The organism is Salmonella sp. SAL00653 (assembly GCF_046552515.1).
Taxonomy (GTDB): Bacteria; Pseudomonadota; Gammaproteobacteria; order Enterobacterales; family Enterobacteriaceae; genus Salmonella; species Salmonella enterica.
This window is the reverse complement of the sequence record NZ_JBGDTY010000014.1, coordinates 1-25,936: the sequence shown is the minus strand read 5'-3', so window position 1 is coordinate 25,936 and position 25,936 is coordinate 1. Positions and strand designations below refer to the sequence as shown.

Here is a 25,936-nt window from a genome sequence, read left to right as displayed (position 1 = left end):
GGGAACCGCGTTGAATATTGTGCGAAATATGCGTAGCGCCCCTCATCACGCTACGCTACAGGTGGTATCCAGGGACGGGCCAGCGCAGAGCCCTGTACGCCATGCTCATTCAGGTATTTGTCCAGCTCAACCATCCCCGTCCAGCGATTCTCGCACCACAGCGGGGCAAGCAGCGTCGGACGGCGAGCGCTGGCTGAAATTCGGTGATAAATCACCTCCGGCGGCGTATGACGAATCATCTCACCTGCCGTTAGCGTGTAGTCGTCCAGTTCGATGCCGTTCAGCCGCCCCGCTTCCCAGGCTTTGGCCATCGTACTGCCTTTCACAATATGCAGCGGATGCAGTTTAATACCATCAACGCCCGTCTCCACCACACGCTCCATGGTTTGCAGGCATTCACTCTGGCCTTCGCCCGGCAGCCCCACAATCAGATGCGCGCACACTTTCAGCCCGCGCTCCCGGGCAATCCGGGTGGTACGCTGATAGCAGGCGAAGTCATGCCCGCGGTTAATTCGGCGCAGGGTTTCATCGTGCGCGGTTTGCAATCCCAGTTCCAGCCACACCTCGTAGCCTTGATCTTTATATTCACACAGTAAATCTACTACTGCCTGCGGGACGCAATCCGGACGCGTACCGACGCATAACCCGACGATACTGGCCTGGCTGACCGCCTGTTGATACATCGAACGCAGCACCTGCACTTCCGCAAAGGTGCTGGTGTAGGCCTGGAAATAGGCCAGATAGCGTTTAGCGCGGTTCACCAGATGCGCCTGATGCGCAAGCTGCTCGGCAATCGAATGATGCTGCTGCGCCTCATCGGCAAAAGAGGCGACATTACAGAAGGTGCAACCGCCACGCCCGATGGTGCCGTCGCGATTAGGGCAGCTAAAACCGCCATGAAGCGTCAGCTTATGAACCTTTTGCCCATACCGACGTAAAAGATCCCCACCAAACATATTGACTAATTTCTGTAACTGCATAATCTGATAGACCGCCTCTTAAAAAGAGGCCAAAGCCTGCCATTTTTAGTCTCCTTTGGCGATGACCTGGATCAATCGTCCCGGAAGGCTTTTATCCGTTGCATAATCAAGCAAAATAAACGACATTTCATTCATAATCCCGTTGATGATTTTTCCTGATATTCCCCTCTTTTTTCAGCGTCTGCTGGGTCATCGATAAAAACAGTAGCATTCAATACTGCTCACGCTTAAAACAGCATAAAATGCCAAGATTTTTGAAAAAGAAAGGTCAGATAACGTCTGGCGAGCGGCTCTTATAGTGAGACAGATCACAGGCTTTCTGCCGCTCCGTATTAGCAGCCCCTCTATAAAAAACCTTTTAATTTCAATATATTCAAAAAGTTATCTGTGCTACAGCACACTTTTGCATAAATCAGTTTGCCATTTGACCTGGGTGTGGATTCCCGATAAGTTGGGGATCCGCTGGAAGCTTTCTGGATGAGCCGTCTGCTCATCATATTTATGCAGTAATTGAGATTCCCTCTTAACCGTATTTACCAATGCGCAAAGGACACAAAGAGGGCGAATGCGAGGTAAGCGTATGATGCGCCAGCCCCGTCGCCATGCTCTTGCTGTGCCCGCGCGCCGTCGGTTGGGAGAGCGTCCCGTAGAGCCTGGGGAGGTTCACTGATATGTTGTACGATAAATCCCTTGAGAAGGATAACTGTGGTTTCGGCCTGATCGCCCACATAGAAGGCGAACCTAGCCACAAGGTAGTGCGTACCGCCATACACGCGCTGGCCCGGATGCAGCACCGTGGCGCGATCCTTGCCGACGGTAAAACCGGCGACGGTTGCGGCTTGCTGTTACAAAAACCTGACCGTTTCTTTCGCATCGTGGCCGAAGAGCGCGGCTGGCGCTTAGCCAAAAACTACGCCGTCGGGATGATCTTTTTGAATAAAGATCCTGAACTGGCCGCCGCGTCACGCCATATTGTCGAAGAAGAATTACAGCAGGAAACCCTGTCGATTGTCGGCTGGCGCGATGTGCCCACCAATGAAGGCGTGCTCGGTGAAATCGCCCTCTCCTCTCTGCCGCGTATTGAGCAGATTTTTGTCAACGCTCCGGCGGGCTGGCGTCCGCGCGATATGGAGCGCCGTCTGTTTATCGCCCGCCGACGCATTGAAAAACGCCTGCAGAACGACAAGGATTTCTACGTATGCAGCCTGTCGAACCTGGTCAACATTTATAAAGGTCTGTGTATGCCGGCGGATCTGCCGCGTTTCTACCTGGATCTTGCGGATCTGCGTCTGGAATCGGCCATCTGTCTGTTCCACCAGCGCTTTTCCACTAACACCGTGCCGCGTTGGCCGCTGGCGCAGCCGTTCCGCTACCTGGCGCATAACGGCGAGATTAACACTATCACCGGCAACCGCCAGTGGGCGCGCGCCCGTACCTATAAATTCCAGACGCCGCTGATCCCGGATTTACAGTCCGCTGCGCCGTTTGTTAACGAAACCGGTTCGGATTCCAGCTCGCTGGACAACATGCTGGAACTGCTGCTGGCAGGCGGGATGGACATCATCCGCGCCATGCGCCTGTTGGTGCCGCCCGCCTGGCAGAACAACCCCGATATGGACCAGGATCTGCGCGCCTTCTTTGACTTTAACTCCATGCATATGGAGCCGTGGGACGGTCCGGCAGGCATCGTGATGTCCGACGGGCGCTTCGCCGCCTGTAACCTTGACCGTAACGGCCTGCGCCCGGCACGCTACGTCATTACCAAAGATAAGCTGATCACCTGCGCCTCCGAAGTCGGTATCTGGGACTATCAGCCGGATGAAGTGGTCGAGAAAGGCCGCGTCGGCCCAGGCGAGCTGATGGTGATCGACACCCGCGGCGGACGTATTCTGCATTCCGCGGAAACCGATGACGATCTGAAAAGCCGCCATCCATATAAAGAGTGGATGGAGAAAAACGTCCGCCGCCTGGTGCCGTTTGAAGAGCTGCCTGATGAAGAAGTTGGTAGCCGCGAACTGGACGATGACCTGCTCGCCAGCTATCAGAAACAGTTTAACTACAGCGCCGAAGAGCTGGACTCGGTTATCCGCGTATTGGGCGAAAACGGCCAGGAAGCCGTCGGTTCAATGGGCGACGATACCCCCTTTGCCGTGCTCTCCAGCCAGCCGCGTATTATTTACGACTACTTCCGCCAGCAGTTCGCGCAGGTCACTAACCCGCCTATCGACCCGCTGCGTGAAGCGCACGTCATGTCGCTCGCCACCAGCATCGGTCGCGAAATGAACGTCTTCTGCGAAGCGGAAGGTCAGGCCCATCGCCTGAGTTTTAAATCGCCAATTCTGCTGTACTCCGATTTCAAACAGCTCACCACCATGAAAGAGGAGCATTATCGCGCTGACCGTCTGGATATCACCTTCGACGTGACCGAAACCACACTGAACGCGACGGTTAAGGCGCTGTGCGATAAAGCGGAACAGATGGTGCGCAACGGCACCGTGCTGCTGGTCCTCTCGGATCGCAATATCGGTAAGAATCGCCTGCCGGTCCCCGCGACGATGGCGGTGGGCGCGGTGCAAACGCGTCTGGTAGAACAAAGCCTGCGCTGCGACGCCAACATCATCGTAGAAACCGGAAGCGCCCGCGATCCGCATCACTTTGCGGTACTGCTCGGCTTTGGCGCAACGGCTATCTATCCGTACCTGGCCTACGAAACGCTGGGGCGTCTGATTGATACCCAGGCCATCGCCAAAAACTACCGTACCGTGATGCAGAACTACCGTAACGGCATCAACAAGGGGCTGTACAAGATTATGTCCAAAATGGGCATTTCGACCATTGCCTCTTACCGCTGCTCCAAACTGTTTGAAGCGGTCGGACTGCACGATGATGTGGTAAACCTGTGCTTCCAGGGCGTGGTCAGCCGTATCGGCGGCGCGAGCTTTGATGACTTCCAGCAGGATCTGCTGAATCTCTCCAAACGCGCCTGGCTGGCGCGCAAACCCATTAGCCCGGGCGGCCTGCTGAAGTACGTCCACGGCGGCGAATATCACGCCTATAACCCGGATGTCGTGCGTACCCTGCAACAGGCGGTACAGAGCGGGGAGTACAGCGATTATCAGGAATACGCCAAACTGGTCAATGAGCGTCCGGCGGCAACGCTGCGCGATCTGCTGGCGATACATCCAGACGGCGAGGCGGTGACTATCGACGAGGTTGAGCCCGCCAGTGAGCTGTTTAAACGCTTTGATACCGCAGCCATGTCTATCGGCGCATTAAGTCCGGAAGCGCACGAAGCGCTGGCGGAAGCGATGAACAGCCTCGGCGGCAACTCCAACTCCGGCGAAGGCGGCGAAGACCCGGCGCGCTACGGCACCAATAAAGTGTCGCGTATCAAACAGGTGGCCTCCGGTCGCTTTGGCGTGACGCCGGCCTACCTGGTCAATGCCGATGTGATTCAGATTAAAGTCGCGCAGGGCGCGAAACCGGGCGAAGGCGGTCAGTTGCCGGGGGATAAAGTCACTCCGTATATCGCTAAACTGCGCTATTCAGTGCCGGGCGTGACGCTGATCTCCCCGCCGCCGCACCACGATATCTACTCTATCGAGGACTTAGCGCAGCTCATTTTCGACCTCAAACAGGTCAACCCGAAGGCGATGATCTCCGTGAAGCTGGTGTCCGAACCGGGCGTCGGCACCATCGCGACCGGCGTGGCGAAAGCCTATGCAGATCTGATCACCATCGCTGGCTACGACGGCGGTACCGGCGCCAGCCCGCTCTCTTCGGTGAAATATGCGGGCTGTCCGTGGGAACTCGGACTTGTTGAAACCCAGCAGGCGCTGGTCGCCAACGGTCTGCGTCACAAGATTCGTCTGCAGGTGGACGGCGGTCTGAAAACCGGCGTCGATATCATTAAAGCGGCAATTCTCGGTGCGGAAAGTTTCGGCTTCGGCACCGGCCCGATGGTGGCGCTGGGCTGTAAATACCTGCGCATTTGCCATCTGAACAACTGCGCAACCGGCGTGGCGACGCAGGATGAAAAACTGCGTAAGAACCACTATCACGGCCTGCCGTTCAAAGTAACCAACTACTTTGAATTTATCGCCCGCGAAGTGCGCGAGCTGATGGCTTCGCTTGGCGTGACCCGCCTGGTGGATTTGATTGGCCGCACCGACCTGCTGAAAGAGCTGGAGGGCTTCACCGCTAAACAGCAGAAGCTGGCGCTGTCTCGTCTACTGGAAACCGCTGAACCTCATCCGGGTAAAGCGCTGTACTGCACCGAAAATAACCCGCCGTTTGATAACGGCGTGCTGAATGCGCAACTGTTGCAGCAGGCGAAACCGTTTGTCGATGCGCGCCAGAGCAAAACCTTCTGGTTCGACATCCGCAACACCGATCGTTCCGTCGGCGCGTCGCTTTCCGGCTACATCGCACAGACCCACGGCGATCAGGGGCTGGCTTCCGATCCGATTAAAGCACACTTCAGCGGTACCGCAGGCCAGAGCTTTGGCGTGTGGAACGCGGGCGGCGTAGAGTTATATCTGACTGGCGATGCCAACGACTATGTCGGTAAAGGTATGGCAGGCGGTTTGATCGCCATCAGACCGCCGGTAGGTTCCGCCTTCCTCAGTCATAAAGCCAGCATCATCGGCAACACCTGCCTGTATGGAGCGACCGGTGGCCGTCTGTACGCGGCGGGGCGCGCGGGCGAACGTTTCGGCGTGCGTAACTCCGGGGCGATTACCGTAGTAGAGGGCATCGGCGACAACGGCTGTGAATACATGACCGGCGGCATCGTCTGCGTGCTGGGTAAAACCGGCGTTAACTTCGGCGCGGGGATGACCGGCGGCTTCGCCTATGTGCTGGACGAAGATGGCGAATTCCGTAAACGCGTGAACCCGGAACTGGTAGAAGTACTGGACGTTGATTCGCTGGCTATCCACGAAGAGCATCTGCGCGGTCTGATCACCGAGCACGTGCAGCATACTGGTTCGCAACGCGGCGAAGAGATCCTGTCCAGGTGGTCAAGCTTCTCAACCCAATTCGCGTTAGTTAAGCCCAAGTCCAGCGATGTCAAAGCCCTGTTGGGCCACCGTAGTCGTAGTGCGGCAGAATTGCGCGTGCAGGCGCAGTAAGGAATTGAAATGAGCCAGAATGTTTATCAATTTATCGACCTGCAGCGCGTTGATCCGCCGAAGAAACCGCTGAAGATCCGTAAGATCGAGTTTGTTGAAATCTACGAACCGTTTTCTGAAGGTCAGGCGAAAGCCCAGGCGGATCGCTGTTTGTCCTGCGGTAACCCCTACTGCGAGTGGAAATGTCCGGTACATAACTACATCCCGAACTGGCTGAAACTGGCTAACGAAGGGCGTATTTTTGAGGCGGCTGAGCTATCGCACCAGACCAACACCCTGCCGGAAGTGTGTGGCCGCGTCTGCCCGCAGGACCGCCTGTGCGAAGGCTCCTGTACGCTGCACGATGAGTTCGGCGCAGTGACCATCGGTAACATTGAGCGCTATATCAACGATAAAGCGTTTGAGATGGGCTGGCGCCCGGATATGACCGGCGTACGCCAGACGGACAAACGGGTAGCGATAATCGGCGCAGGTCCGGCAGGGCTGGCGTGCGCCGACGTGCTGACCCGCAACGGCGTGAAGGCGGTGGTCTTTGATCGCCATCCGGAAATCGGTGGTCTGCTGACCTTCGGTATTCCAGCTTTCAAACTGGAAAAAGAGGTGATGACCCGTCGTCGCGAGATCTTCACCGGCATGGGTATTGAGTTCAAACTTAATACCGAAGTGGGTCGTGATGTACAGCTTGAAGATCTGCTGAAAGATTACGATGCGGTATTCCTTGGCGTCGGCACCTATCAGTCGATGCGCGGCGGGCTGGAAAATGAAGATGCGGACGGGGTTTTCGACGCTCTGCCGTTCCTGATCGCCAATACGAAGCAGATCATGGGGTTTGGCGAAACCAGCGACGAACCATATGTCAGCATGGAAGGCAAACGCGTGGTGGTGCTGGGCGGCGGCGATACCGCAATGGACTGCGTACGCACTTCCATACGCCAGGGCGCAACGCACGTAACCTGTGCTTATCGTCGTGATGAAGAGAACATGCCGGGTTCCAGACGCGAAGTGAAGAACGCGCGCGAGGAAGGTGTCGAATTTCAGTTTAACGTTCAACCGCTGGGCATTGAAGTCAATGCCAACGGCAAAGTGAGCGGCGTAAAAATGGTGCGCACTGAAATGGGCGAACCGGATGCCAAAGGCCGTCGGCGGGCGGAGATCGTCGCCGGTTCCGAGCATGTGGTTCCAGCTGATGCGGTGGTGATGGCATTTGGTTTTCGTCCACACAGCATGGAATGGCTGGCGAAACACAGCGTGGAACTGGACTCGCAGGGACGAATTATCACGCCGGAACGCAGCGATAATGCTTTCCAGACCAGCAACCCGAAAATCTTCGCCGGTGGCGACATCGTGCGCGGTTCCGATCTGGTGGTGACGGCGATTGCCGAAGGCCGTAAGGCGGCTGACGGGATTATGAACTACCTCGAAGTGTAACCCTTCCGGCTCCCCGCTTACTGCCTTGGCTGATGGCTGGGGAGCCGATATTCCTCTCCTCAATATCTCTCCTGCCGATTCTGGAAACCCGCTCGTAAATCGAGATGTAATGCCATGTAAAATCCGTTCATGGATTGATCCGTTTACGCCTGAAGCGTATTGATAGCGTTCTAATTTCACAATGAAACTATCACGTAAGGGATGACATGACGAATCCAACTTTAGCGCCACAGTCTGATGAATATCAGCAAATCCATAACGGAATTGTTCAACTGCTGGACACAGCGCGGACACAAACCGTTCGCAGCATCAACACCATCATGACAGCAACCTATTGGGAAATGGGTCGACGCATTGTTGAATTTGAACAAGGCGGTGAAGCCAGAGCGGCTTATGGTGAACAGCTAATTGATCGTTTATCACAGGATTTAAGCCAAAGATATAAACGAGGTTTTTCTGCCAGTAATCTATGGCAATTTAAAAAGTTTTATCTTTATTTTCAAAAAATTGAGATTCTCCAGACAGTGTCTGGAGAATCTCTCCATTTGGCGCAACTGGCTAAATCTTTCCCACTCCCCTGGTCGGCGTATGTCCGCCTCTTGTCGGTAAAAAATCCCGATGCCCGCACTTTTTACGAGAAAGAGACGCTACGTAACGGCTGGTCAGTTAGGCAGCTCGACAGGCAAATCGCCACTCAATTTTACGAACGAACGCTACTGTCCCACGACAAATCCGCCATGTTGCAGCAGCCTGCACCCGCCGAGCCAAACGTTTTGCCGGAGCAAGCCATACGCGACCCGTTCATTCTGGAATTTCTTAACCTGAAGGACGAGTATTCCGAATCAGATCTCGAAGACGCGCTGCTCAGCCACCTGATGGACTTTATGCTGGAGCTCGGTGACGATTTTGCTTTTGTTGGCCGCCAACGCCGACTACGCATAGACGATAGCTGGTTCCGCGTCGATCTGCTGTTCTTCCATCGTCGCTTGCGCTGCCTGTTGCTCGTTGACCTGAAGGTAGGCAAATTCGGTTATGCGGATGCCGGGCAGATGAATATGTACCTGAACTATGCCAAAGAGCACTGGACAATGCCCGGAGAAACCCCGCCAGTCGGCCTGGTTTTGTGCGCAGGGAAAGGCGCGGGGGAAGCGCATTACGCGCTGACTGGCCTGCCAAACACCATCATGGCGAGCGAATACAAAGTGCAGCTGCCCGACGAAAAATTACTCACAGACGAACTTATTCGTTCGCAAACCATGCTGGAAACTCAACTCACACGCGGTGGTTCACTGACAACGGAGAAAAACTAACGAACCATTAATGCCATGAATAATTATCAAAAAAATATCACACGAAAACGTTTGCTTTATTCTGAGAACTGTATATTATGCGGCGGATTTTTTGGGCAAAATTCATGGAGGCGTTGTGTCGCAGGACAACAATTATAGCCAGGGCCCCGTCCCTCTGGCGGCGCGGAAGGGCGTGATTCCACTGACGTTTGTCATGTTGGGTTTAACGTTTTTTTCCGCCAGTATGTGGACCGGAGGGACACTCGGCACCGGTCTTTCTTATAATGATTTCTTCCTCGCAGTTTTCTTCGGTAATCTCCTCCTCGGTATCTACACTGCATTTCTTGGCTACATCGGCGCAAAAACCGGACTCTCCACCCACCTCCTTGCACGTTACTCCTTTGGCGTTAAAGGCTCATGGCTTCCCTCGCTACTGCTAGGCGGTACTCAAGTGGGCTGGTTTGGCGTTGGCGTAGCGATGTTCGCTATTCCGGTCAGTAAAGCGACGGGCATTGATGCCAATATTCTGATTGCCGTTTCGGGTCTACTGATGACCCTGACCATTTTTTTCGGCATCTCGGCGTTGACCATTTTGTCTATCATTGCCGTACCCGCGATCGTGATTCTGGGCAGCTACTCCGTCTGGCTGGCGGTCAACGGCGTGGGTGGGCTGGAGCATTTAAAAACGATAGTGCCGCAGACGCCGCTGGATTTTTCCAGCGCGCTGGCGCTGGTGGTGGGCTCGTTTGTCAGCGCCGGTACATTGACCGCCGACTTCGTCCGCTTCGGGCGTCATGCCAAAAGCGCCGTACTGATTGCGATGGTCGCTTTTTTCCTCGGCAACTCGCTGATGTTTATCTTTGGCGCGGCAGGCGCTGCCGCCGTCGGTCAGGCGGATATCTCTGACGTGATGATAGCGCAGGGGCTGCTGCTGCCCGCGATCGTGGTGCTCGGCCTGAATATCTGGACCACCAACGATAACGCGCTGTACGCATCGGGTCTGGGCTTCGCCAATATTACCGGTCTTTCCAGCCGTACGCTGTCGGTGGTGAACGGGATTATCGGTACCGTGTGCGCGCTGTGGCTTTACAATAATTTTGTCGGCTGGCTGACGTTCCTGTCATCTGCCATCCCACCGATTGGCGGAGTGATTATTGCCGACTATCTGTTGAACCGCCGCCGCTATGCCGACTTCAACACCGTGCGCTTTATTCCCGTTAACTGGATTGCTATTCTTTCCGTCGCGCTGGGCATCGCCGCCGGACATTATGTTCCTGGTATTGTGCCCGTCAACGCCGTACTCGGCGGCGTCTTCAGCTATATCCTGCTGAATCCACTTTTCAACCGCAGCCTTGCTAAATCACCAGAGGTCAGCCATGCAGAACAATAGCATCACCATTCGTCAGACGCGTCTGCAGGGACACGAAGGATTATGGCAGCTTACGATTGAAAACGGGCGCTTTAGCCGGATTGAGCCTCAGGAAGCCGCATCGTTACCGCAGGGCGAAGTGCTTGATGCCGAAGGCGGCCTGGCTATTCCACCGTTTGTTGAGCCACATATCCACCTGGATACCACGCAAACGGCGGGTGAACCGAGCTGGAACCAGTCCGGCACACTGTTTGAAGGGATTGAGCGCTGGGCAGAACGTAAAGCAATGCTCACGCATGAAGATGTGAAAGCGCGCGCGATGCAGACCCTGAAATGGCAGATGGCTAACGGCATCCAGTACGTTCGTACTCACGTTGACGTTTCAGATCCTACGCTCACCGCGCTGAAAGCCATGCTGGAAGTGAAGCAAGAGGTTGCGCCGTGGGTAGACCTGCAAATTGTCGCCTTTCCGCAAGAAGGTATTCTGTCTTATCCCAACGGTGAAGCGCTGTTAGAGGAAGCCGTGCGTTTGGGCGCTGACGTTATTGGCGCCATTCCGCACTTTGAGTTCACTCGGGAATATGGCGTTGAATCGCTGCACAAAATCTTCGCCCTGGCGCAGAAATACGATCGCTTGATCGATGTGCACTGCGACGAAATTGATGACGAGCAGTCTCGCTTTGTCGAAACGGTCGCGGCGCTGGCGCATCGTGATGGCATGGGGGCGCGCGTGACCGCCAGCCACACCACGGCTATGCACTCGTACAACGGCGCGTATGCGTCACGCCTGTTCCGCCTGTTGAAAATGTCGGGGATTAACTTCGTCGCCAACCCGCTGGTGAATATTCATCTGCAAGGGCGGTTTGACACTTACCCGAAACGTCGTGGCGTCACGCGAGTGAAAGAGATGCTGGAAGCGGGGATCAACGTCTGCTTTGGCCATGATGACGTCTTCGACCCGTGGTATCCATTAGGCACAGCAAATATGCTGCAGGTGTTGCATATGGGGTTACACGTTTGCCAGTTGATGGGGTATGGGCAAATCAACGACGGGTTAAATCTGATCACTACCCACAGCGCAAAAACCCTGCATTTACAGGACTACGGTCTGAGCGTCGGCAATGCCGCGAATCTGGTTATCTTACCCGCTGAGAATGGATTCGATGCGGTACGTCGCCAGACGCCTGCCCGTTACTCGATTCGCCACGGGCGGGTTATTGCCGAGACGGTGCCGAGCCAGACGACGCTGCACCTGACCCAGCCGGAAGCCGTGACGTTTAAGCGTTAACCCGTCATACCCGCGCTCTCCGGCACATTCACCACGCAGCCCCGTAAGGGGCTGCGTTCGGAAGACTGCTCCGGCAAGAGATTCAGGCCGCCAGCAGACTGGCGCGTACTTTCACTACCACTTTTTTGATGTCATCTGGCTCACCCACTGCACATCCCGGTTTATGCGGTTCTCCCGGCATAAACACAGCAAACATCCCCGCTTGCAGCGTAATAGTCTGCTCGTCGACAATTTGACTACAAAGCTGGTAATCCTCTTCAACGTGCATCTCCTCGCACTGGCGAGCGGCACCGGACATCCCAAACGCAATACGCTCGACGCCGGTTAGTAGTAGCTGAATATCAATGTATTGTTCATGCAATTCCGCTTTCTTCTCGGTCGGCATTTGCGTCGTTAACTGCATTACATTCATAAAGATATTGTCGCCCTGCAATTCATAGCGCCCCGGCGCTTTCTCCTGCGGCCTTGCCGCCAGCGCGAGAGTCAAGGCATCCAGCAGTCGCGGATGCAACCCGCAAGAAGGCAACGACTGTACTTCCCCCATCATCATAATGTGTCTCCTTGAGCTAACAAAGCAGCGCCTAATAATCCTGCGTCATGCCGATAGCGAGCGGCGCTCAGCGCCACGTGATAAGGCGCAGGCTCTTGCATCAAAAACGCGCGAACCTGCTCCAGGTATCCCTCAGCTAACCCTACGCTGCCGCCAATGACCACACACTGGCAGTCGGTAGCCGCTTTTACATCGGCGATCATTCGCGCTATTACCTGCGCGGATTGGCTTACCAGATGTCGCGCCTGCTGATGACCTTCGCCAGCGCGAATAAATAGGGTTTTGGCGTCGCATCCCGACAGATCGTCCCGCGCCGCCGCGGCCATCCCTCGTCCGGAGGCGATGGCCTCTACACAGCCAACGCGTCCACAGCCGCATACGGGCCCGTGTGGGTCCGCCAAGGTGTGTCCCAGGTGCCCGGCCAGACCGCCTTTTCCGGTAAGGAGCTTGCCGTCGCAGACAACGCCGCCGCCAACGCCGGTTGAAACGGTGATAAATACCATATCGCGGATATCATCAGGGAGCGCGTGATACTCCGCCCAGGCCGCCGCCTGCGCGTCGTTCACCGCCAGCGTCGGCAGGCCTGCGATCGTTTCCAGTGTTTGTACTAACGGAAAGTGTAGCAAGCCGCCCAGATTATGGGGGTTTAGCGCCAGCAGCATCCCTTCCTGAATGATCCCGGTAGAAGCTATCGCTACCTGACGCGCCTCTGCCCGTAGTGGTTCAACCAGCGCCTTTAATGCTTCACGTAACGCATCCGGCGTTTTGCTCGCGGGGGTTGGTAGCTCGCGACACTGGCTAATGCGCAAGTTGTTGTCGATGAGCGCGGCGGCAAGTTTAGTACCGCCAATATCGATTGCTAACGTAGTCATGACGCCGCCTTTTTTAATGCGTCGTTATACCATCCACAGATATGTTCCAGACGGGTAATGGCGGACCCCACCGTCACCGCCCATGCGCCATAGCGGATCGCCTCCGCCGCCAGTGCTGGCGAGTTATAGCGCCCTTCGGCTATTACCCGGCATCCGGCGTCATGCAACGCTTTGACTAAGGGCAGATCGGGTTCCTCCGGCGTATCGGGGGTGGTGTAGCCAGACATCGTCGTGCCGATAATGTCCGCGCCCAACCGTTGGCAGGCGAGACCATCGTCCACGGATGAGCAGTCGGCCATCGCCAGTAGATGGTGGTGATGAATGCGCGCCAACAACGCCTCAACGGCTACCGGCCGTTGCCGAGCGGTTCCATCAACGGCGATAATAGCTGCGCCGGCCTGCGCCAGCGCATCTACATCGTCGAGAAAAGGGGTAATGCGCACTGGAGAGTCGTCCAGATCGCGTTTGATAATGCCGATAATGGGTACCGAAACGAGCGAGCGGGTCATACGCAGGTTGTCTATGCCTTCAATACGCACCGCAACCGCACCCGCCTGTTCCGCTGCCAACGCCATTGCCGCTACAATCTCCGGCTTATCCAGCGGACTGCCCGGAACGGGCTGGCAGGAGACAATCAGGCCGCCAGAAGCGGCAATATTTTTATCCAGTTGTTCAAGTAACGACATACTACTCCCTTACAAATATTGCCCGGTTTAAAACCGGGCAAGCGGATTAACTTTTCGTTTTTACAAAGGCACCTTTACCACTGCCAAGCGGTACGGCTCCGCTGAACGGTTTGTCGTCAATAGCATCGTGGGTGCGTAACGCTTCCGGACGTAGCCAACGCTGTACGCGAGACGGCATATCAAGCCCAATAAGCAGGATCACGACAAACGTCAGGCTGAAAGAGAGCGATGCTAGCGCAGTGCCCAGATCCAGACGTTGAGCGATCAGCGCTCCCAGGATCGGCGCCAGCGCGCCGCCGAGCGCGCCGACGTTATAAGTAAAGCCCAGCCCCGCCGCGCGCTGAGCGGTATCGAAGTAACCGCCGATCAGTTTCGGTAGAATCCCGGCAATCCCCTGCCCCAACATCTGTTGGAAAAACAGTAGCAGACCCAGAACCCAGACGTTTGTGCCGCCAATCGCAAAGACCGGAATAATGAGGATTTGCGAGGCCAGCAGGCTACAGACATATGCTTTACGCGTTCCCAGCCAGTCGCCAAGAAAACCGCCTACGCAGCAACCAACCGCCGCGCCAAATCCGCTAAAGAACAGGACATTCGCCACCGTATGCGGATCGTAGGCCAGCTCGGTTTTCAGATAAGTGGGTAATAGCGCCTGAATCGGCCAGGAATAGAGGAAAGCAAACAGTACCACCAGCATCAGCATGACGCCAGTGGGCCAGCGTTTACCGCTGCTCTGCACCATAAAGCTGATAAAGATAACCGCGCACAGTAGTCCCAGCCCCGCCACAATCGCAGCATTTTGTAGGTTACCGGCAAAACAGAACCACAGCGCAGCGGCGGCGACGAAAGTCATTAAAATGTTGATGATGCGATGTTCGCCCCGATAAAGAATGTCGACCATCGTACGTACCGGCGCTTTACCCGCGTGTTTTTCTTTCCAGTCTTCCGCTTCCGGAATGTTTTTCCGCAGCCAGAGGGCGAAGATAATTGGCAAAATGCCAATGAAAAACAGCGCGCGCCAGCCCCAGACAGGCACCACCAGGCTGTACACCTGCGCGGCAACGACCGCGCCGACGGAGAAGCCGGAAATCAGAAAACCACTGGCCTTATTGCGTAAATGTTTTGGCCAGCTTTCAATCACATAGGTCGCGCTGGAACCATATTCGCCCGCCATGCCCATACCAATCACCAGTCGGGCGATGAACATGGTGGTGTAACCGGGCGCAAACCCGCAGGCCAGGGTTCCCACCGAAAACAGAATGATGCTGCTGACCATCGCCAGACGACGCCCATAGCGATCGCCCATCGCGCCCAGTAATAACCCGCCGAACCAGCGAGAGATAAAAGCCGCAGAAATCAGGCTTGCCGCCTGTACCGTCGTCAGCCCAAATTCGCTTTGTACCTCAGTCAGTACAAGAGCAATTAACACAAAATCAAAACCATCAAGCAGATATCCCAGCCAGGCAGCGGAAAATGCCCGCCACTGCGCCCGGTTGAGATGGCGATACCACGGGATGTTCTGGGTAGAAGTACTCATTTTACTCTCCCGACGATTTTTGTTGTCGTTATGCCGAATGGCGGCTCCGCCTTATCCGGCCTACTGTTCACACTGTTGTAGGCCGGGCAAGCGTAGCGCCCCCGGCATTATGCTGTTACGCCTTTTCTTCCATCAGTTGTTGAGCCAGCGCCTTGAGCGCCGGCAGGTATTTTTCATCAACAGGCGCAAACGGTTTACGACACAGCGGCACCGATAGCACGTCCATATAATGCAGGACCGTTTTCAGGCCGCGGAATACGCCGGTTTTAATCAGTAAATCAATAACCTTATTGCACTCGGTTTGCAGACGCTGCGCTTTCGCCACATCGCCCTCACGCAATGCCTGAACAATCCCCTGATAACGCCAGCCCATAATGTTGTATGTGCTGCCGATACCGCCGTCCGCGCCCGCCAGCAGACCGGAAGCGAAGATTTCGTCATAACCGTTGTACAGCACCAGATCCGGATGCGCGCGGCGGATCTGCTCCATCTGGAAGAGATCGCCGGAGGTTTGCTTCAGCGCGCTCACGCCCGGTAATGTCACCAGCGTATTGATCTGATCGAGGGTAAGTTTTACGCCGCTTAACGCCGGAATGTTGTATACCACCATCGGCAATCCATCTGCGGAATCAATGATTGCCCGATAGTGGTCACAGTGCTCTTCAAAACTGAAAGGGTAATAAAAAGGCGTCACCGCAGAGACCGCATCAAAACCGTAACGCTTTGCGGCGCTGGCAAGCTGCTGGCTTTCTGCGGTGCTTACTGTCCCGACATGGGCGATCAACGTGATTTTTCCCTTCGCCTCTTCGGCGACAATCTCCAGTACCTGCTCTCTTTCAGCAAGGCTCTGTACGAATGCTTCCCCGGTGGAACCGCCAACGTACAGCCCGTCGATACCCTGCCCGATGTTAAAACGCACCAGACGGCGCAGGCTTTCGCTATCCAGTTGCTGCTGATGATCAAATGGGGTCAACAACGCCGCCATTACGCCTTGCAATGCTTTTGCCATACCTACCTCTACGGATGATGAATATATTAACTACCTACCTTTATACCTGTTATACCAGATCAAATAAGCAGCAAATAATACAGAACGCTTATAGTGCGATCTGCTTCACTAAACCGGGATCGGAGGTGCGATCGCTACCGCATTTTTTGACTTTTTTTACCGAGCGCGTGCCAGGTAGCGGAAACGCTATTGAGGTGGGTTTGCAGAGCGCGATCCGCTTTATCGGGATCTCGCTGGCGAATGGCATCAACAATCACAATATGCTGTTGATAACTCACGTTATTATGTTCATGCAGCTCACGATCGGGAACGCTTGGGCGAGCGGCGATTAGCCAGTCCAGCAGAGCAACATGAATAGCCATAAAGATCGGATTGCCGGGAATTTCAGCCAGCACCCGGTGAAACTCGACATCCGAACGAATAAACAGCGCGTTGTCATCCAGCGACTGGCTATTAATTTCCAGCGCTTTCGTTAACAACGCGATCTGCTCGTCGGTAGCATGTTCCGCCGCATAGCGTACCAGGCTGGATTCAAAGAAAAGCCGTAGCTGTTCAAAGTGAGCGATGCCGCCAGGATGAGTAAGAAAATCTTTCGCCATACCCGACAGTTCACTGATGATGGTATCAGCGGAGGGGCGCGAGACGCGGGCGCGTTCGCCGTTATTGATTTGCACCAGACCTTTACGCTTCAGCGCAGCTAACGCTTCACGCACGGAGGGACGTCCCACATTGAAGAAGGCCATTAATTCACGTTCAGACGGTAGCTGTTCTCCCTCGCCAAACTCATGACGGCGGATCATCTGCTCCAGCTCTTCCTCAACCATTTCAGACAGTTTTTTACGCGCCAGCGGGCGGCGGCGCAAACTACGCCCGAGGGATGTCGGAGAATCTTCTGCTTGCGAATCAAATGCGTTCATAACGTCCATTCATGAGTGGTCGGTGGCAAATAATAGCAAGCTTATCGTAACACAGCTTTAAAAGCAGGGTGAACCCGAGAGGAGACCAAACAAAACAGGCCCTTCAGGGCCTGTTGATTATTTTACTACACGCAGCGCCGGACGTCCGCCACGCGGCGGAGGCGGCTCGTCATCAGGACTACTGTCGTCATCGTGGTCGGGCTTATCGCCATCAATGACGGACATCACGGTCTCGCTTTCCGCGCCTGCGGTATTGTCATCATCATTTAAGCTGACAACGTCTTCATCATAGGCGGCTTCAGGCTCAAACATGGTGCCTGCGCCATTTTCACGGGCGTAAATCGCCAGCACCGCAGCCAAAGGCACAGAAACCTGACGGGGAACGCCGCCGAAGCGCGCATTAAAACGCACTTCATCATTAGACAGCTCCAAATTACCTACCGCTCGCGGCGCAATATTGAGGACGATTTGCCCATCGCGCGCATATTCCATAGGGACATGCACGCCAGGCAGCATCACATCCACCACCAGATGCGGGGTCAACTGGTTATCCAGCAACCACTCGTAGAAAGCACGCAACAGATAAGGACGACGCGGCGTCAACTGTGACAAATCCATACAGGTTAACCCCGACCGAGGCGCATTTCACGTTCAGCTTCGGTTAAAGAAGCCAGGAAAGAATCACGTTCAAAGACGCGGGTCATATAGCCTTTCAGCTCTTTCGCCCCTGCGCCGCTGAATTCAATACCCAACTGCGGTAAACGCCACAGGAGAGGCGCCAGGTAGCAATCAACCAGGCTGAATTCGTCGCTCAGGAAATACGGTTTCTGACCAAATACCGGCGCAATCGCCAGCAGCTCTTCACGCAGTTGTTTACGCGCAGAGTCGGCCTCGGAAGCAGACCCGTTTACGATGACGTTCATCAGCGTATACCAGTCTTTTTCAATACGGTGCATGTACAGACGGCTTTCACCGCGCGCGACCGGATAAACCGACATCAGCGGCGGATGAGGGAAACGCTCATCCAGATATTCCATAATGATGCGAGATTCCCACAGGGTCAGCTCACGATCCACCAGTGTCGGAACGCTTTGATTCGGGTTGAGGTCAATCAGATCCTGAGGTGGATTGTCCTTTTCCACATGTTCGATCTCAAAACTAACACCCTTTTCAGCCAACACAATGCGGACCTGATGGCTATAGATGTCAGTAGGACCAGAAAACAGCGTCATTACCGAACGTTTGTTGGCAGCGACAGCCATGAAAACCTCCAGGTATATTCAGAATTTTTACTGCTACCAGCCACAATGTGACCAGCCAGATGTTATGTCACCCAGGGCGAAAAAAGCCATCATTGCTCAGAAACGAGACAAAAAATGAACATTCCCCGCTATTTGGGCAGAAAATTGGATGATAGTTTACCAGATTTTGTGACCTTTGTGGTGAGTCGATTCTGGAAATGAGGAAAAAGAGATATTCCTGGTCTGAAATGCTCGCCCCACCTGAGATATTGTCTTTCGCCTGTGATGCCTGTACTACCGGTGCGCCCCAGCCATCAAAACTGCCGCCATGTTTTTCAGCCAGATCGGTAAGCTGGCAAGTGATTTCTGTCATATGCCATTGTTGCGGAGCATCGGTGCTGATAAAAGACGCCATAAACCCCTGTTGCGGGTCATTCATTCGAATACTGACCAGCGTTATGCCATACGGTAATGCAGCAATATCTTGCGCCAGGTCGCGCGCGGCGACTTCTGTAGGCAATGTCGCATAATAATCAATAGCGCGCGGAAGCGTCAGATCATCACCTTGTTCCTGTAATCCCCGGCACACACGGGAATCGTGTATCCAGTTCCAGTCGTATCGGGTTGGATACAAGAACTGGCGGTAAAAGTTTCCTTTATCATTGTGACTCTCTCTATAACTAAAAGAGATTTCCGGGCCACCAGCGAGCAATTTATCCAGCGTCTTTTCCCAGTTAAGATCCTCTTCCGACATGAACACAAAATCGCGCCAGCCTTGTTGGGTAACCACACCCACCAGCCAGATCGGAAACGTCTTCCCCTTTTCATCAAGCCAGTCCTCTATACGATTTAAACGCTGTGTTTCATCGGGCTGCGGCAAACCATTCTCATAACAGTTGGTGTAATGAACACGTAAGAACCCGGTATGGATAAGGCGATCAAATTTTTCATCCTGGATGGCGCCGATATCCACACGTATCCCCGTAACATGGTCATCCACCGTTGTTATAAAGAATTCCCATTTATTCGACAGCATTAACGACTCTTTCTTAGTAAACAATGCGTTAAAAAATCCCACTGTGACTTCCTTTTCTCTGAGCGTGCATGAAAAATGAATAAGATGAGAATAATGCTAAAGATAGGGAGGAAAAGAGACTGGATTCGGACTTTAGCCATAAAAAAACCCGCCGAAGCGGGTTTTTTCGCTAACAGTTGTCTGCCGAAGCAGAACCCCATTAACGTTTGGAGAACTGCGGACGACGACGTGCTTTACGCAGGCCGACTTTCTTACGTTCAACCTGACGAGCGTCACGAGTAACGAAGCCAGCTTTACGCAGTTCGCCACGCAGGGACTCGTCGTACTCCATCAGAGCGCGGGTGATACCGTGACGGATCGCACCAGCCTGACCAGAGATACCACCACCTTTAACAGTGATGTACAGATCCAGTTTCTCAACCATGTCGACCAGTTCCAGCGGCTGACGAACTACCATGCGGGCAGTTTCACGACCGAAGTACTGTTCCAGAGAACGTTGGTTGATAACGATTTTACCGTTGCCCGGTTTGATGAACACGCGAGCTGCGGAACTTTTGCGGCGACCAGTGCCGTAGTATTGATTTTCAGCCATTGCCTATAATCCCGATTAGATGTCAAGAACTTGCGGTTGCTGTGCCGCGTGGTTGTGCTCGTTGCCCGCGTAAACTTTCAGTTTACGGAACATAGCACGACCCAGCGGGCCTTTTGGCAGCATGCCTTTAACCGCGATTTCAATCACACGCTCAGGACGGCGGGCAATCATCTCTTCAAAGGTCGCTTGTTTGATACCACCGATGTGGCCGGTGTGGTGATAGTACACTTTGTCAGTACGCTTGTTGCCGGTTACAGCAACTTTGTCAGCGTTCAGAACGATGATGTAATCACCGGTATCTACGTGCGGAGTGTATTCCGCTTTGTGCTTACCGCGCAGGCGACGAGCCAGTTCAGTAGCCAGACGGCCCAGAGTTTTACCGGTCGCGTCAACAACATACCAGTCGCGTTTTACGGTTTCTGGTTTAGCTGTAAAAGTTTTCATTAAAAGCTTACCCAAATAAATAAGTTACACGTTGGTGAACACCCAAACGTTTTAAATAGTTGAGGTTCACACGACAAAGTCCGGTAAACCTACCCCCTCGGATATGTTTGGCCGGCACAGAGAAAGTTTGGGAAAAAACTCTCTTGTAACGTGGGGTCGCAGGATTATAGAGAAGTCCAGGTCAAAGATCGACCCCTTTTTGCGATTTGCCGCGGGTTTTGTTCAGGCCTGGTTCACCCTCCGGTAGGGGAGGTTGCACAGATATGATACCGCACAATGCCGGGGCGCTGCGCTTGTCCGGCTTACGGCATATGCTCCCGCTTGAGATACTCCGCACTCTGCATCTCTTGCAGGCGCGACAGACAGCGCTGAAATTCAAACTTGAGCCGCTCCCCCTGATAAATCTCATATAACGGCGCGGCGGCGCTGACCACCAGCTTAACGTGGCGCTCGTAAAACTCATCCACCAGCGCAATAAAGCGGCGCGCTTCGTTCTCCATCAGCGGCGTCATGACCGGCACGTCAAACAGCAGAACCGTGTGAAATAACCTTGAGAGCGCAATGTAATCATGCTGGCTGCGGGCCTCGACGCACAGCGTAGCGAAAGAGACCGCTAGCGTTTGGTTTTCAACGCCCAGGGTGGATAAAGAGCGATGATTGATTTCCAGCGTCGGAGCGTGCTCGCGCGCGGCCCCCGCTAACGCCAGCCACAGTTTATCCATTTGCCGCCGGGTTTCATCATTAAGCGGCGTTAGCCATAAATGGGCCTGCGTCAGCGTCCGCAGCCGGTAATCGACGCCGGCGTCCACATTCATAATGTCGCAGTGCTGTTTAATGGCATCGATAGCCGGCAGGAAGCGGGCGCGTTGCAAACCGTTGCGGTAGAGTTCATCCGGCGGAATATTGGAGGTCGCGACCAGCGTAATGCCGCGTGCAAACAGCGCTTTCATTAAACCGCCCAGCAACATGGCGTCGGTAATATCGGTGACGAAAAACTCATCGAAACACAGTACGTCCGTCTCGGTTTTAAACCGATCGGCAATAATGTCTAACGGATCGATCTGTCCCTGTAGCGCGGTAAGTTCTTCATGCACGCGCAGCATAAACCGATGAAAATGCAGGCGTAATTTTCGCTCACCCGGCAGGCTGTGGTAGAAGAGATCCATGAGCCAGGTTTTGCCGCGACCCACGCCCCCCCACATATACAGCCCGCGAACCGGTATTTGCGCGTCCGGTTCGTTTTTGCCTAATAATTTCCCCAGTCGCGCTATCAGTCCGCCGGGTGGCGTAGCCGACGATTTTTTCGCGGTGAGCGCCTGATAAAGGGTTTCCAGACGGTCGACCGCCTCTTTCTGTACGTCGTCAGGCTGATGGGTGCCTTCGTTGAGTGCCTGGAGATAACGCGATGTAGGGGAAAGGCTTTGCATAATGTTATTGTTATTCCTTGAAAATCGATGTGCCGTCGTTCACGGCTGACGAAAAAAAGGCCGTTCTACACTACGCGATATGCTGTCGGGATTCCACTTCTACGGAATTAGCGGTTATAGTGGCATAATCAGGCGCGGGCATGGAGCCTGGAGCCAACACCCTACGGAAACATAAGACAACGGGAGATGTTCATGACCTGGGAATATGCGCTAATTGGATTAGTCGTCGGTATCATCATTGGTGCCGTGGCCATGCGTTTTGGTAATCGTAAGTTACGTCAACAGCAGGCATTGCAGTACGAACTGGAAAAAAACAAAGCTGAGCTGGAAGAGTACCGTGAAGAGCTGGTTAGCCACTTTGCTCGCAGCGCGGAACTGCTGGATACCATGGCGCATGATTACCGCCAGCTGTACCAGCATATGGCGAAAAGCTCCAGCAGCCTGCTGCCGGAAATGTCTGCGGAGTCGAATCCGTTCCGTAACCGTCTGGCGGAGTCTGAGGCGAGCAACGATCAGGCGCCAGTACAAATGCCACGTGATTATTCTGAAGGCGCGTCTGGCCTGTTACGTAGCGGCGCAAAGCGCGATTAATCGCACGCCGTTAAGAAATTTATCGGGCGCATCGCTTGCGCCCTCTCTCTATCTTTCCTGTCCCAGCTATTATCATTGTTACCAGGCTGAAAATTCAATAACATCAATCTGTTTTGAATTGTCTATCCGTTCATTCAAGGTACGAGAGCAGCATCCATGAAAAAACACACCCAGCTGTTAAGTGCATTAGCGTTAAGTGTCGGGTTAACTCTTTCGGCGCCGTTTCCAGCCCTTGCATCGATACCAGGCCAGGTGCCAGGCCAGGCGACGCTGCCAAGCCTTGCCCCTATGCTGGAGAAAGTGCTGCCTGCTGTCGTCAGCGTAAAAGTCGAGGGAACCGCCGCCCAGAGCCAAAAAGTGCCGGAGGAGTTTAAAAAATTCTTTGGCGAGGATCTGCCAGACCAGCCGTCCCAGCCGTTTGAAGGACTCGGTTCGGGGGTGATTATCGATGCCGCGAAAGGCTATGTATTAACCAATAATCATGTGATTAATCAGGCACAGAAGATCAGTATTCAACTGAATGACGGACGCGAATTCGACGCGAAGCTGATCGGCGGCGACGACCAGAGCGATATCGCTCTGTTACAAATTCAGAATCCCAGCAAGTTAACGCAAATTGCCATCGCCGATTCCGACAAACTCCACGTCGGCGATTTCGCCGTGGCGGTCGGTAATCCGTTTGGTCTTGGACAAACCGCCACCTCCGGGATTATTTCAGCGCTGGGACGCAGCGGGCTTAATCTGGAAGGGCTTGAGAACTTTATTCAAACCGATGCCTCTATTAACCGCGGCAACTCCGGCGGCGCGCTGCTTAACCTGAACGGCGAGCTGATCGGGATTAATACCGCGATCCTCGCGCCAGGGGGCGGGAGCATCGGCATTGGCTTTGCTATTCCTTCCAATATGGCGCAGACGCTGGCGCAGCAGTTGATTCAGTTCGGCGAAATCAAACGCGGATTGCTGGGAATTAAAGGCACTGAAATGACCGCTGATATCGCCAAGGCATTCAAACTGAACGCTCAGCGTGGCGCTTTTATCAGCGAGGTTTTACCCAATTCAGGTTCGGCGAAGGCCGGGGTGAAATCCGGAGACGTGATTATCAGTCTTAACGGTAAGCAGCTGAATAGCTTTGCCGAACTGCGTTCACGTATCGCCACCACCGAACCGGGCACGAAAGTGAAGCTGGGCCTGCTGCGCGATGGTAAGCCGCTGGAGGTGGAAGTCACGCTGGACTCCAATACCTCTTCTTCCGCCAGCGCCGAAATGATCGCCCCGGCGTTGCAAGGCGCGACGTTGAGCGACGGCCAACTGAAAGACGGGACGAAAGGCGTTAAGGTTGATAGCGTCGAAAAAAGCAGTCCTGCCGCGCAGGCCGGTTTGCAAAAAGATGATGTTATCATCGGCGTTAATCGCGATCGCATCAGTTCTATCGCCGAAATGCGCAAAGTGATGGCGGCAAAACCGTCCATCATTGCTCTTCAGGTAGTACGCGGCAACGAGAACATTTATCTATTGCTGCGCTAATCCTGTCTTAAACCGGGCATCAGCCTGCGATGTGATGTCCGGTTAACTCATGGTATGCTGCTGCCGTTCCCTTTTTTAACGACGCCTCCATCATGTTTGTGAAGCTCTTACGTTCGGTCGCAATAGGTTTAATTGTCGGCGCTATTCTGTTGGCCGTCATGCCTTCTTTGCGCAAAATTAATCCTATCACCGTCCCGCAATTCGACAGTACCGATGAGACGCCAGCCAGTTATAATTTTGCGGTTCGCCGCGCCGCGCCTGCCGTCGTCAACGTCTATAACCGCAGTATGAACAGTACCGCGCATAATCAACTGGAGATCCGCACGCTGGGTTCCGGCGTGATCATGGATCAACGTGGTTATATTATTACCAACAAGCACGTGATTAACGATGCCGATCAGATTATCGTCGCGCTACAGGATGGCCGCGTCTTTGAAGCGCTACTGGTTGGCTCCGATTCGCTTACCGACCTGGCGGTGCTGAAGATCAACGCCACTGGCGGGCTGCCTACCATCCCGATTAATACAAAGCGTACACCGCATATTGGCGACGTCGTACTGGCTATCGGCAACCCATATAATCTGGGACAGACCATCACCCAGGGAATCATCAGCGCAACGGGTCGTATCGGCCTGAACCCGACGGGGCGACAGAATTTTCTCCAGACCGACGCCTCGATTAACCACGGTAATTCCGGCGGCGCGCTGGTCAACTCGTTAGGCGAACTGATGGGGATCAACACCCTCTCTTTTGATAAGAGTAACGATGGCGAAACGCCGGAAGGCCTTGGTTTTGCGATTCCCTTCCAGCTAGCCACGAAAATTATGGATAAGCTTATCCGCGACGGTCGCGTGATTCGCGGCTATATCGGTATTGGCGGACGAGAAATCGCGCCGCTGCACGCGCAGCAGGGTAGCGGCATGGACCCGATTCAGGGCATTGTCGTTAATGAAGTGACGCCAAACGGCCCCGCCGCGCTTGCCGGTATTCAGGTTAATGATTTGATTATTTCGGTCAATAATAAACCCGCCGTGTCCGCGCTGGAGACGATGGATCAGGTGGCGGAAATCCGCCCGGGCTCCGTCATTCCGGTCGTGGTAATGCGGGATGATAAGCAGCTCACGTTCCAGGTGACGGTGCAGGAATACCCGGCGTCGAACTAAAACGACGCAGCTTTTGCCTGCGTCGTTCGACGGCTAGTCAATAAAGACTGGCCCTGCCGGAAAATGCGCCAGGAAACTCGTGAAGATCAGCAGAGCGGGGAGACTTTTCTCCCCGACGGCCTCTTCACGCAGCGCCTTATCGAGTGCCAATAAGCCAGACTCGCCCCCTTCCCCCAGAATGCCGCCCATCCAGAGCAGTCGTTGCGCCTGTTGACGCGCATACTGCGATGCGCTTTTCCAGGCGACCAGATGCAGCAACGTTTGTAACAGCAGGACCCGAGACGCGTGACCATCGCGTTGTAATCGCCTGAATACGGGTAATGCAATACTACGTACCGTCGAGAAACCGCTCGCCGCCTCCCCCTCAATCGGCGATAAACCAACAGCCGCCTGTTTGACGAAATCGCATAACTGATTGTGTGTTAATGGCCGCTCGCCTGCGCTCATATACCCTGCGGCAAAACAGAGTAACCCGATACCCTGAGCCCAATCGGTTGATGGCAGAATCCCCTGCGGAACATTCGGTGCCGACGTCTGTGCGGCACAAAGCCCCTCGTCGTAACACTGTGCAAAACGTTGCTCATATATTGCTGAGTTGACGCCAGACCACGGCAGCAAATGCAGCGCTGGCTCAAGCTCAGTTATCTGATTCACCGTCTCAACAACATAACGCAAGATGGTTTCTCTGGATGGCATGGATGTACCTTGCCAAAACGCAACCATTTCACTCATTACTGTGTCCTCATTTTGCGGGAGCAGAATCACTGCTCCCGATTAGATTGGATTACATCGCCAGCACGTACTTCAGCATCACGCCCGCCGCAATGGCCGAACCGATAACCCCCGCCACGTTCGGGCCCA

General features: G+C 54.4%; 21 protein-coding genes and 2 pseudogenes. 8 read left to right on the top strand and 15 right to left on the bottom strand.

Annotated elements, in window-relative coordinates:
* Window positions 1-50: 50 nt before the first annotated feature.
* Window positions 51-980, bottom strand: coding sequence for a TIGR01212 family radical SAM protein (locus ACLJRU_RS16100; RefSeq protein ID WP_001176877.1), 930 nt, complete (start codon window positions 978-980; stop codon window positions 51-53).
* Between the two features lie 671 nt (window positions 981-1,651).
* Between ACLJRU_RS16100 and gltB the strand changes: the two genes are divergently transcribed.
* The 5 genes from gltB (at window position 1,652) to ACLJRU_RS16075 (ending at window position 11,486) form a co-directional block, all read left to right on the top strand.
* Window positions 1,652-6,112: a glutamate synthase large subunit gene (gene gltB / locus ACLJRU_RS16095; RefSeq protein WP_001540973.1), complete on the top strand. Its 4,461-nt coding sequence runs from the start codon at window positions 1,652-1,654 to the stop codon at window positions 6,110-6,112.
* A gap of 9 nt (window positions 6,113-6,121) precedes the next feature.
* On the top strand, window positions 6,122-7,540 hold the full coding sequence (gene gltD / locus ACLJRU_RS16090; protein WP_023235321.1) for a glutamate synthase subunit GltD: 1,419 nt from the start codon (window positions 6,122-6,124) through the stop codon (window positions 7,538-7,540).
* A 206-nt stretch (window positions 7,541-7,746) separates the two neighbouring features.
* Window positions 7,747-8,850, top strand: coding sequence for a YhcG family protein (locus ACLJRU_RS16085; protein WP_000184313.1), 1,104 nt, complete (start codon window positions 7,747-7,749; stop codon window positions 8,848-8,850).
* Window positions 8,851-8,965: 115 nt separating this feature from the next.
* A complete protein-coding gene (gene codB / locus ACLJRU_RS16080) occupies window positions 8,966-10,219 on the top strand; it encodes a cytosine permease (RefSeq protein ID WP_001540976.1) in 1,254 nt (417 codons plus the stop codon).
* The gene (locus ACLJRU_RS16075) at window positions 10,206-11,486 is read left to right on the top strand and encodes a cytosine deaminase (RefSeq protein WP_001180742.1); all 1,281 of its coding nucleotides are present in this window, start codon (window positions 10,206-10,208) and stop codon (window positions 11,484-11,486) included. The genes codB and ACLJRU_RS16075 overlap by 14 nt, the downstream gene beginning before the upstream one ends.
* A gap of 82 nt (window positions 11,487-11,568) precedes the next feature.
* Here ACLJRU_RS16075 and nanQ read toward each other — a convergent pair whose 3' ends face one another.
* The 12 genes and pseudogenes from nanQ to zapE all read right to left on the bottom strand — a co-directional run bounded on the left by nanQ (window position 11,569) and on the right by zapE (window position 21,797).
* Window positions 11,569-12,036 carry an N-acetylneuraminate anomerase gene (gene nanQ, locus ACLJRU_RS16070; protein ID WP_000979903.1) on the bottom strand — a complete coding sequence of 156 codons (468 nt, stop codon included), beginning with the start codon at window positions 12,034-12,036 and terminating at the stop codon, window positions 11,569-11,571.
* Entirely contained in the window at window positions 12,033-12,908 is an 876-nt protein-coding gene (gene nanK / locus ACLJRU_RS16065; RefSeq protein WP_001540977.1) for an N-acetylmannosamine kinase, read from the bottom strand. The genes nanQ and nanK overlap by 4 nt, the downstream gene beginning before the upstream one ends.
* Window positions 12,905-13,594: an N-acetylmannosamine-6-phosphate 2-epimerase gene (locus ACLJRU_RS16060; protein ID WP_000054439.1), complete on the bottom strand. Its 690-nt coding sequence runs from the start codon at window positions 13,592-13,594 to the stop codon at window positions 12,905-12,907. The genes nanK and ACLJRU_RS16060 overlap by 4 nt, the downstream gene beginning before the upstream one ends.
* A gap of 46 nt (window positions 13,595-13,640) precedes the next feature.
* Window positions 13,641-15,131 (bottom strand): sialic acid transporter NanT, encoded by a 1,491-nt coding sequence (gene nanT, locus ACLJRU_RS16055; RefSeq protein ID WP_000108073.1) that lies wholly within the window; start codon window positions 15,129-15,131, stop codon window positions 13,641-13,643.
* A gap of 115 nt (window positions 15,132-15,246) precedes the next feature.
* Window positions 15,247-16,140, bottom strand: coding sequence for an N-acetylneuraminate lyase (nanA, locus tag ACLJRU_RS16050; protein ID WP_001029665.1), 894 nt, complete (start codon window positions 16,138-16,140; stop codon window positions 15,247-15,249).
* Between the two features lie 134 nt (window positions 16,141-16,274).
* Window positions 16,275-17,066 carry a transcriptional regulator NanR gene (nanR, locus tag ACLJRU_RS16045; protein WP_000382926.1) on the bottom strand — a complete coding sequence of 264 codons (792 nt, stop codon included), beginning with the start codon at window positions 17,064-17,066 and terminating at the stop codon, window positions 16,275-16,277.
* Window positions 17,067-17,174: 108 nt separating this feature from the next.
* Complete coding sequence (gene sspB / locus ACLJRU_RS16040) at window positions 17,175-17,675, bottom strand: ClpXP protease specificity-enhancing factor (RefSeq protein WP_000366112.1); 501 nt, start codon at window positions 17,673-17,675, stop codon at window positions 17,175-17,177.
* A gap of 5 nt (window positions 17,676-17,680) precedes the next feature.
* Window positions 17,681-18,319 carry a stringent starvation protein SspA gene (sspA, locus tag ACLJRU_RS16035; protein WP_001540979.1) on the bottom strand — a complete coding sequence of 213 codons (639 nt, stop codon included), beginning with the start codon at window positions 18,317-18,319 and terminating at the stop codon, window positions 17,681-17,683.
* 265 nt (window positions 18,320-18,584) lie between these two features.
* A pseudogene (locus ACLJRU_RS16030) lies at window positions 18,585-19,334 on the bottom strand (DUF695 domain-containing protein); the annotation flags it as partial.
* A gap of 199 nt (window positions 19,335-19,533) precedes the next feature.
* Complete coding sequence (gene rpsI, locus ACLJRU_RS16025) at window positions 19,534-19,926, bottom strand: 30S ribosomal protein S9 (RefSeq protein WP_000829815.1); 393 nt, start codon at window positions 19,924-19,926, stop codon at window positions 19,534-19,536.
* A gap of 15 nt (window positions 19,927-19,941) precedes the next feature.
* Entirely contained in the window at window positions 19,942-20,370 is a 429-nt protein-coding gene (rplM, locus tag ACLJRU_RS16020; protein WP_000847559.1) for a 50S ribosomal protein L13, read from the bottom strand.
* Window positions 20,371-20,672: 302 nt separating this feature from the next.
* Complete coding sequence (gene zapE / locus ACLJRU_RS16015) at window positions 20,673-21,797, bottom strand: cell division protein ZapE (protein WP_001191222.1); 1,125 nt, start codon at window positions 21,795-21,797, stop codon at window positions 20,673-20,675.
* Between the two features lie 192 nt (window positions 21,798-21,989).
* Here zapE and zapG point away from each other — a divergent pair, with 192 nt between their 5' ends.
* From zapG to degS, 3 genes are all read left to right on the top strand, one after another.
* Complete coding sequence (zapG, locus tag ACLJRU_RS16010) at window positions 21,990-22,388, top strand: Z-ring associated protein ZapG (protein WP_001519074.1); 399 nt, start codon at window positions 21,990-21,992, stop codon at window positions 22,386-22,388.
* Window positions 22,389-22,544: 156 nt separating this feature from the next.
* Complete coding sequence (gene degQ, locus ACLJRU_RS16005; protein WP_023235324.1) at window positions 22,545-23,912, top strand: serine endoprotease DegQ; 1,368 nt, start codon at window positions 22,545-22,547, stop codon at window positions 23,910-23,912.
* Between the two features lie 92 nt (window positions 23,913-24,004).
* Window positions 24,005-25,075: an outer membrane-stress sensor serine endopeptidase DegS gene (gene degS, locus ACLJRU_RS16000; protein WP_000497707.1), complete on the top strand. Its 1,071-nt coding sequence runs from the start codon at window positions 24,005-24,007 to the stop codon at window positions 25,073-25,075.
* A 33-nt stretch (window positions 25,076-25,108) separates the two neighbouring features.
* On the opposite strand, the gene ACLJRU_RS15995 is transcribed toward degS, so the two are convergent.
* Together ACLJRU_RS15995 and ACLJRU_RS15990 are read right to left on the bottom strand one after the other, a co-directional pair.
* A complete protein-coding gene (locus ACLJRU_RS15995; RefSeq protein WP_000602039.1) occupies window positions 25,109-25,840 on the bottom strand; it encodes a triphosphoribosyl-dephospho-CoA synthase in 732 nt (243 codons plus the stop codon).
* A gap of 19 nt (window positions 25,841-25,859) precedes the next feature.
* Window positions 25,860-25,936: pseudogene (locus ACLJRU_RS15990) on the bottom strand (oxaloacetate decarboxylase beta chain); the annotation flags it as partial.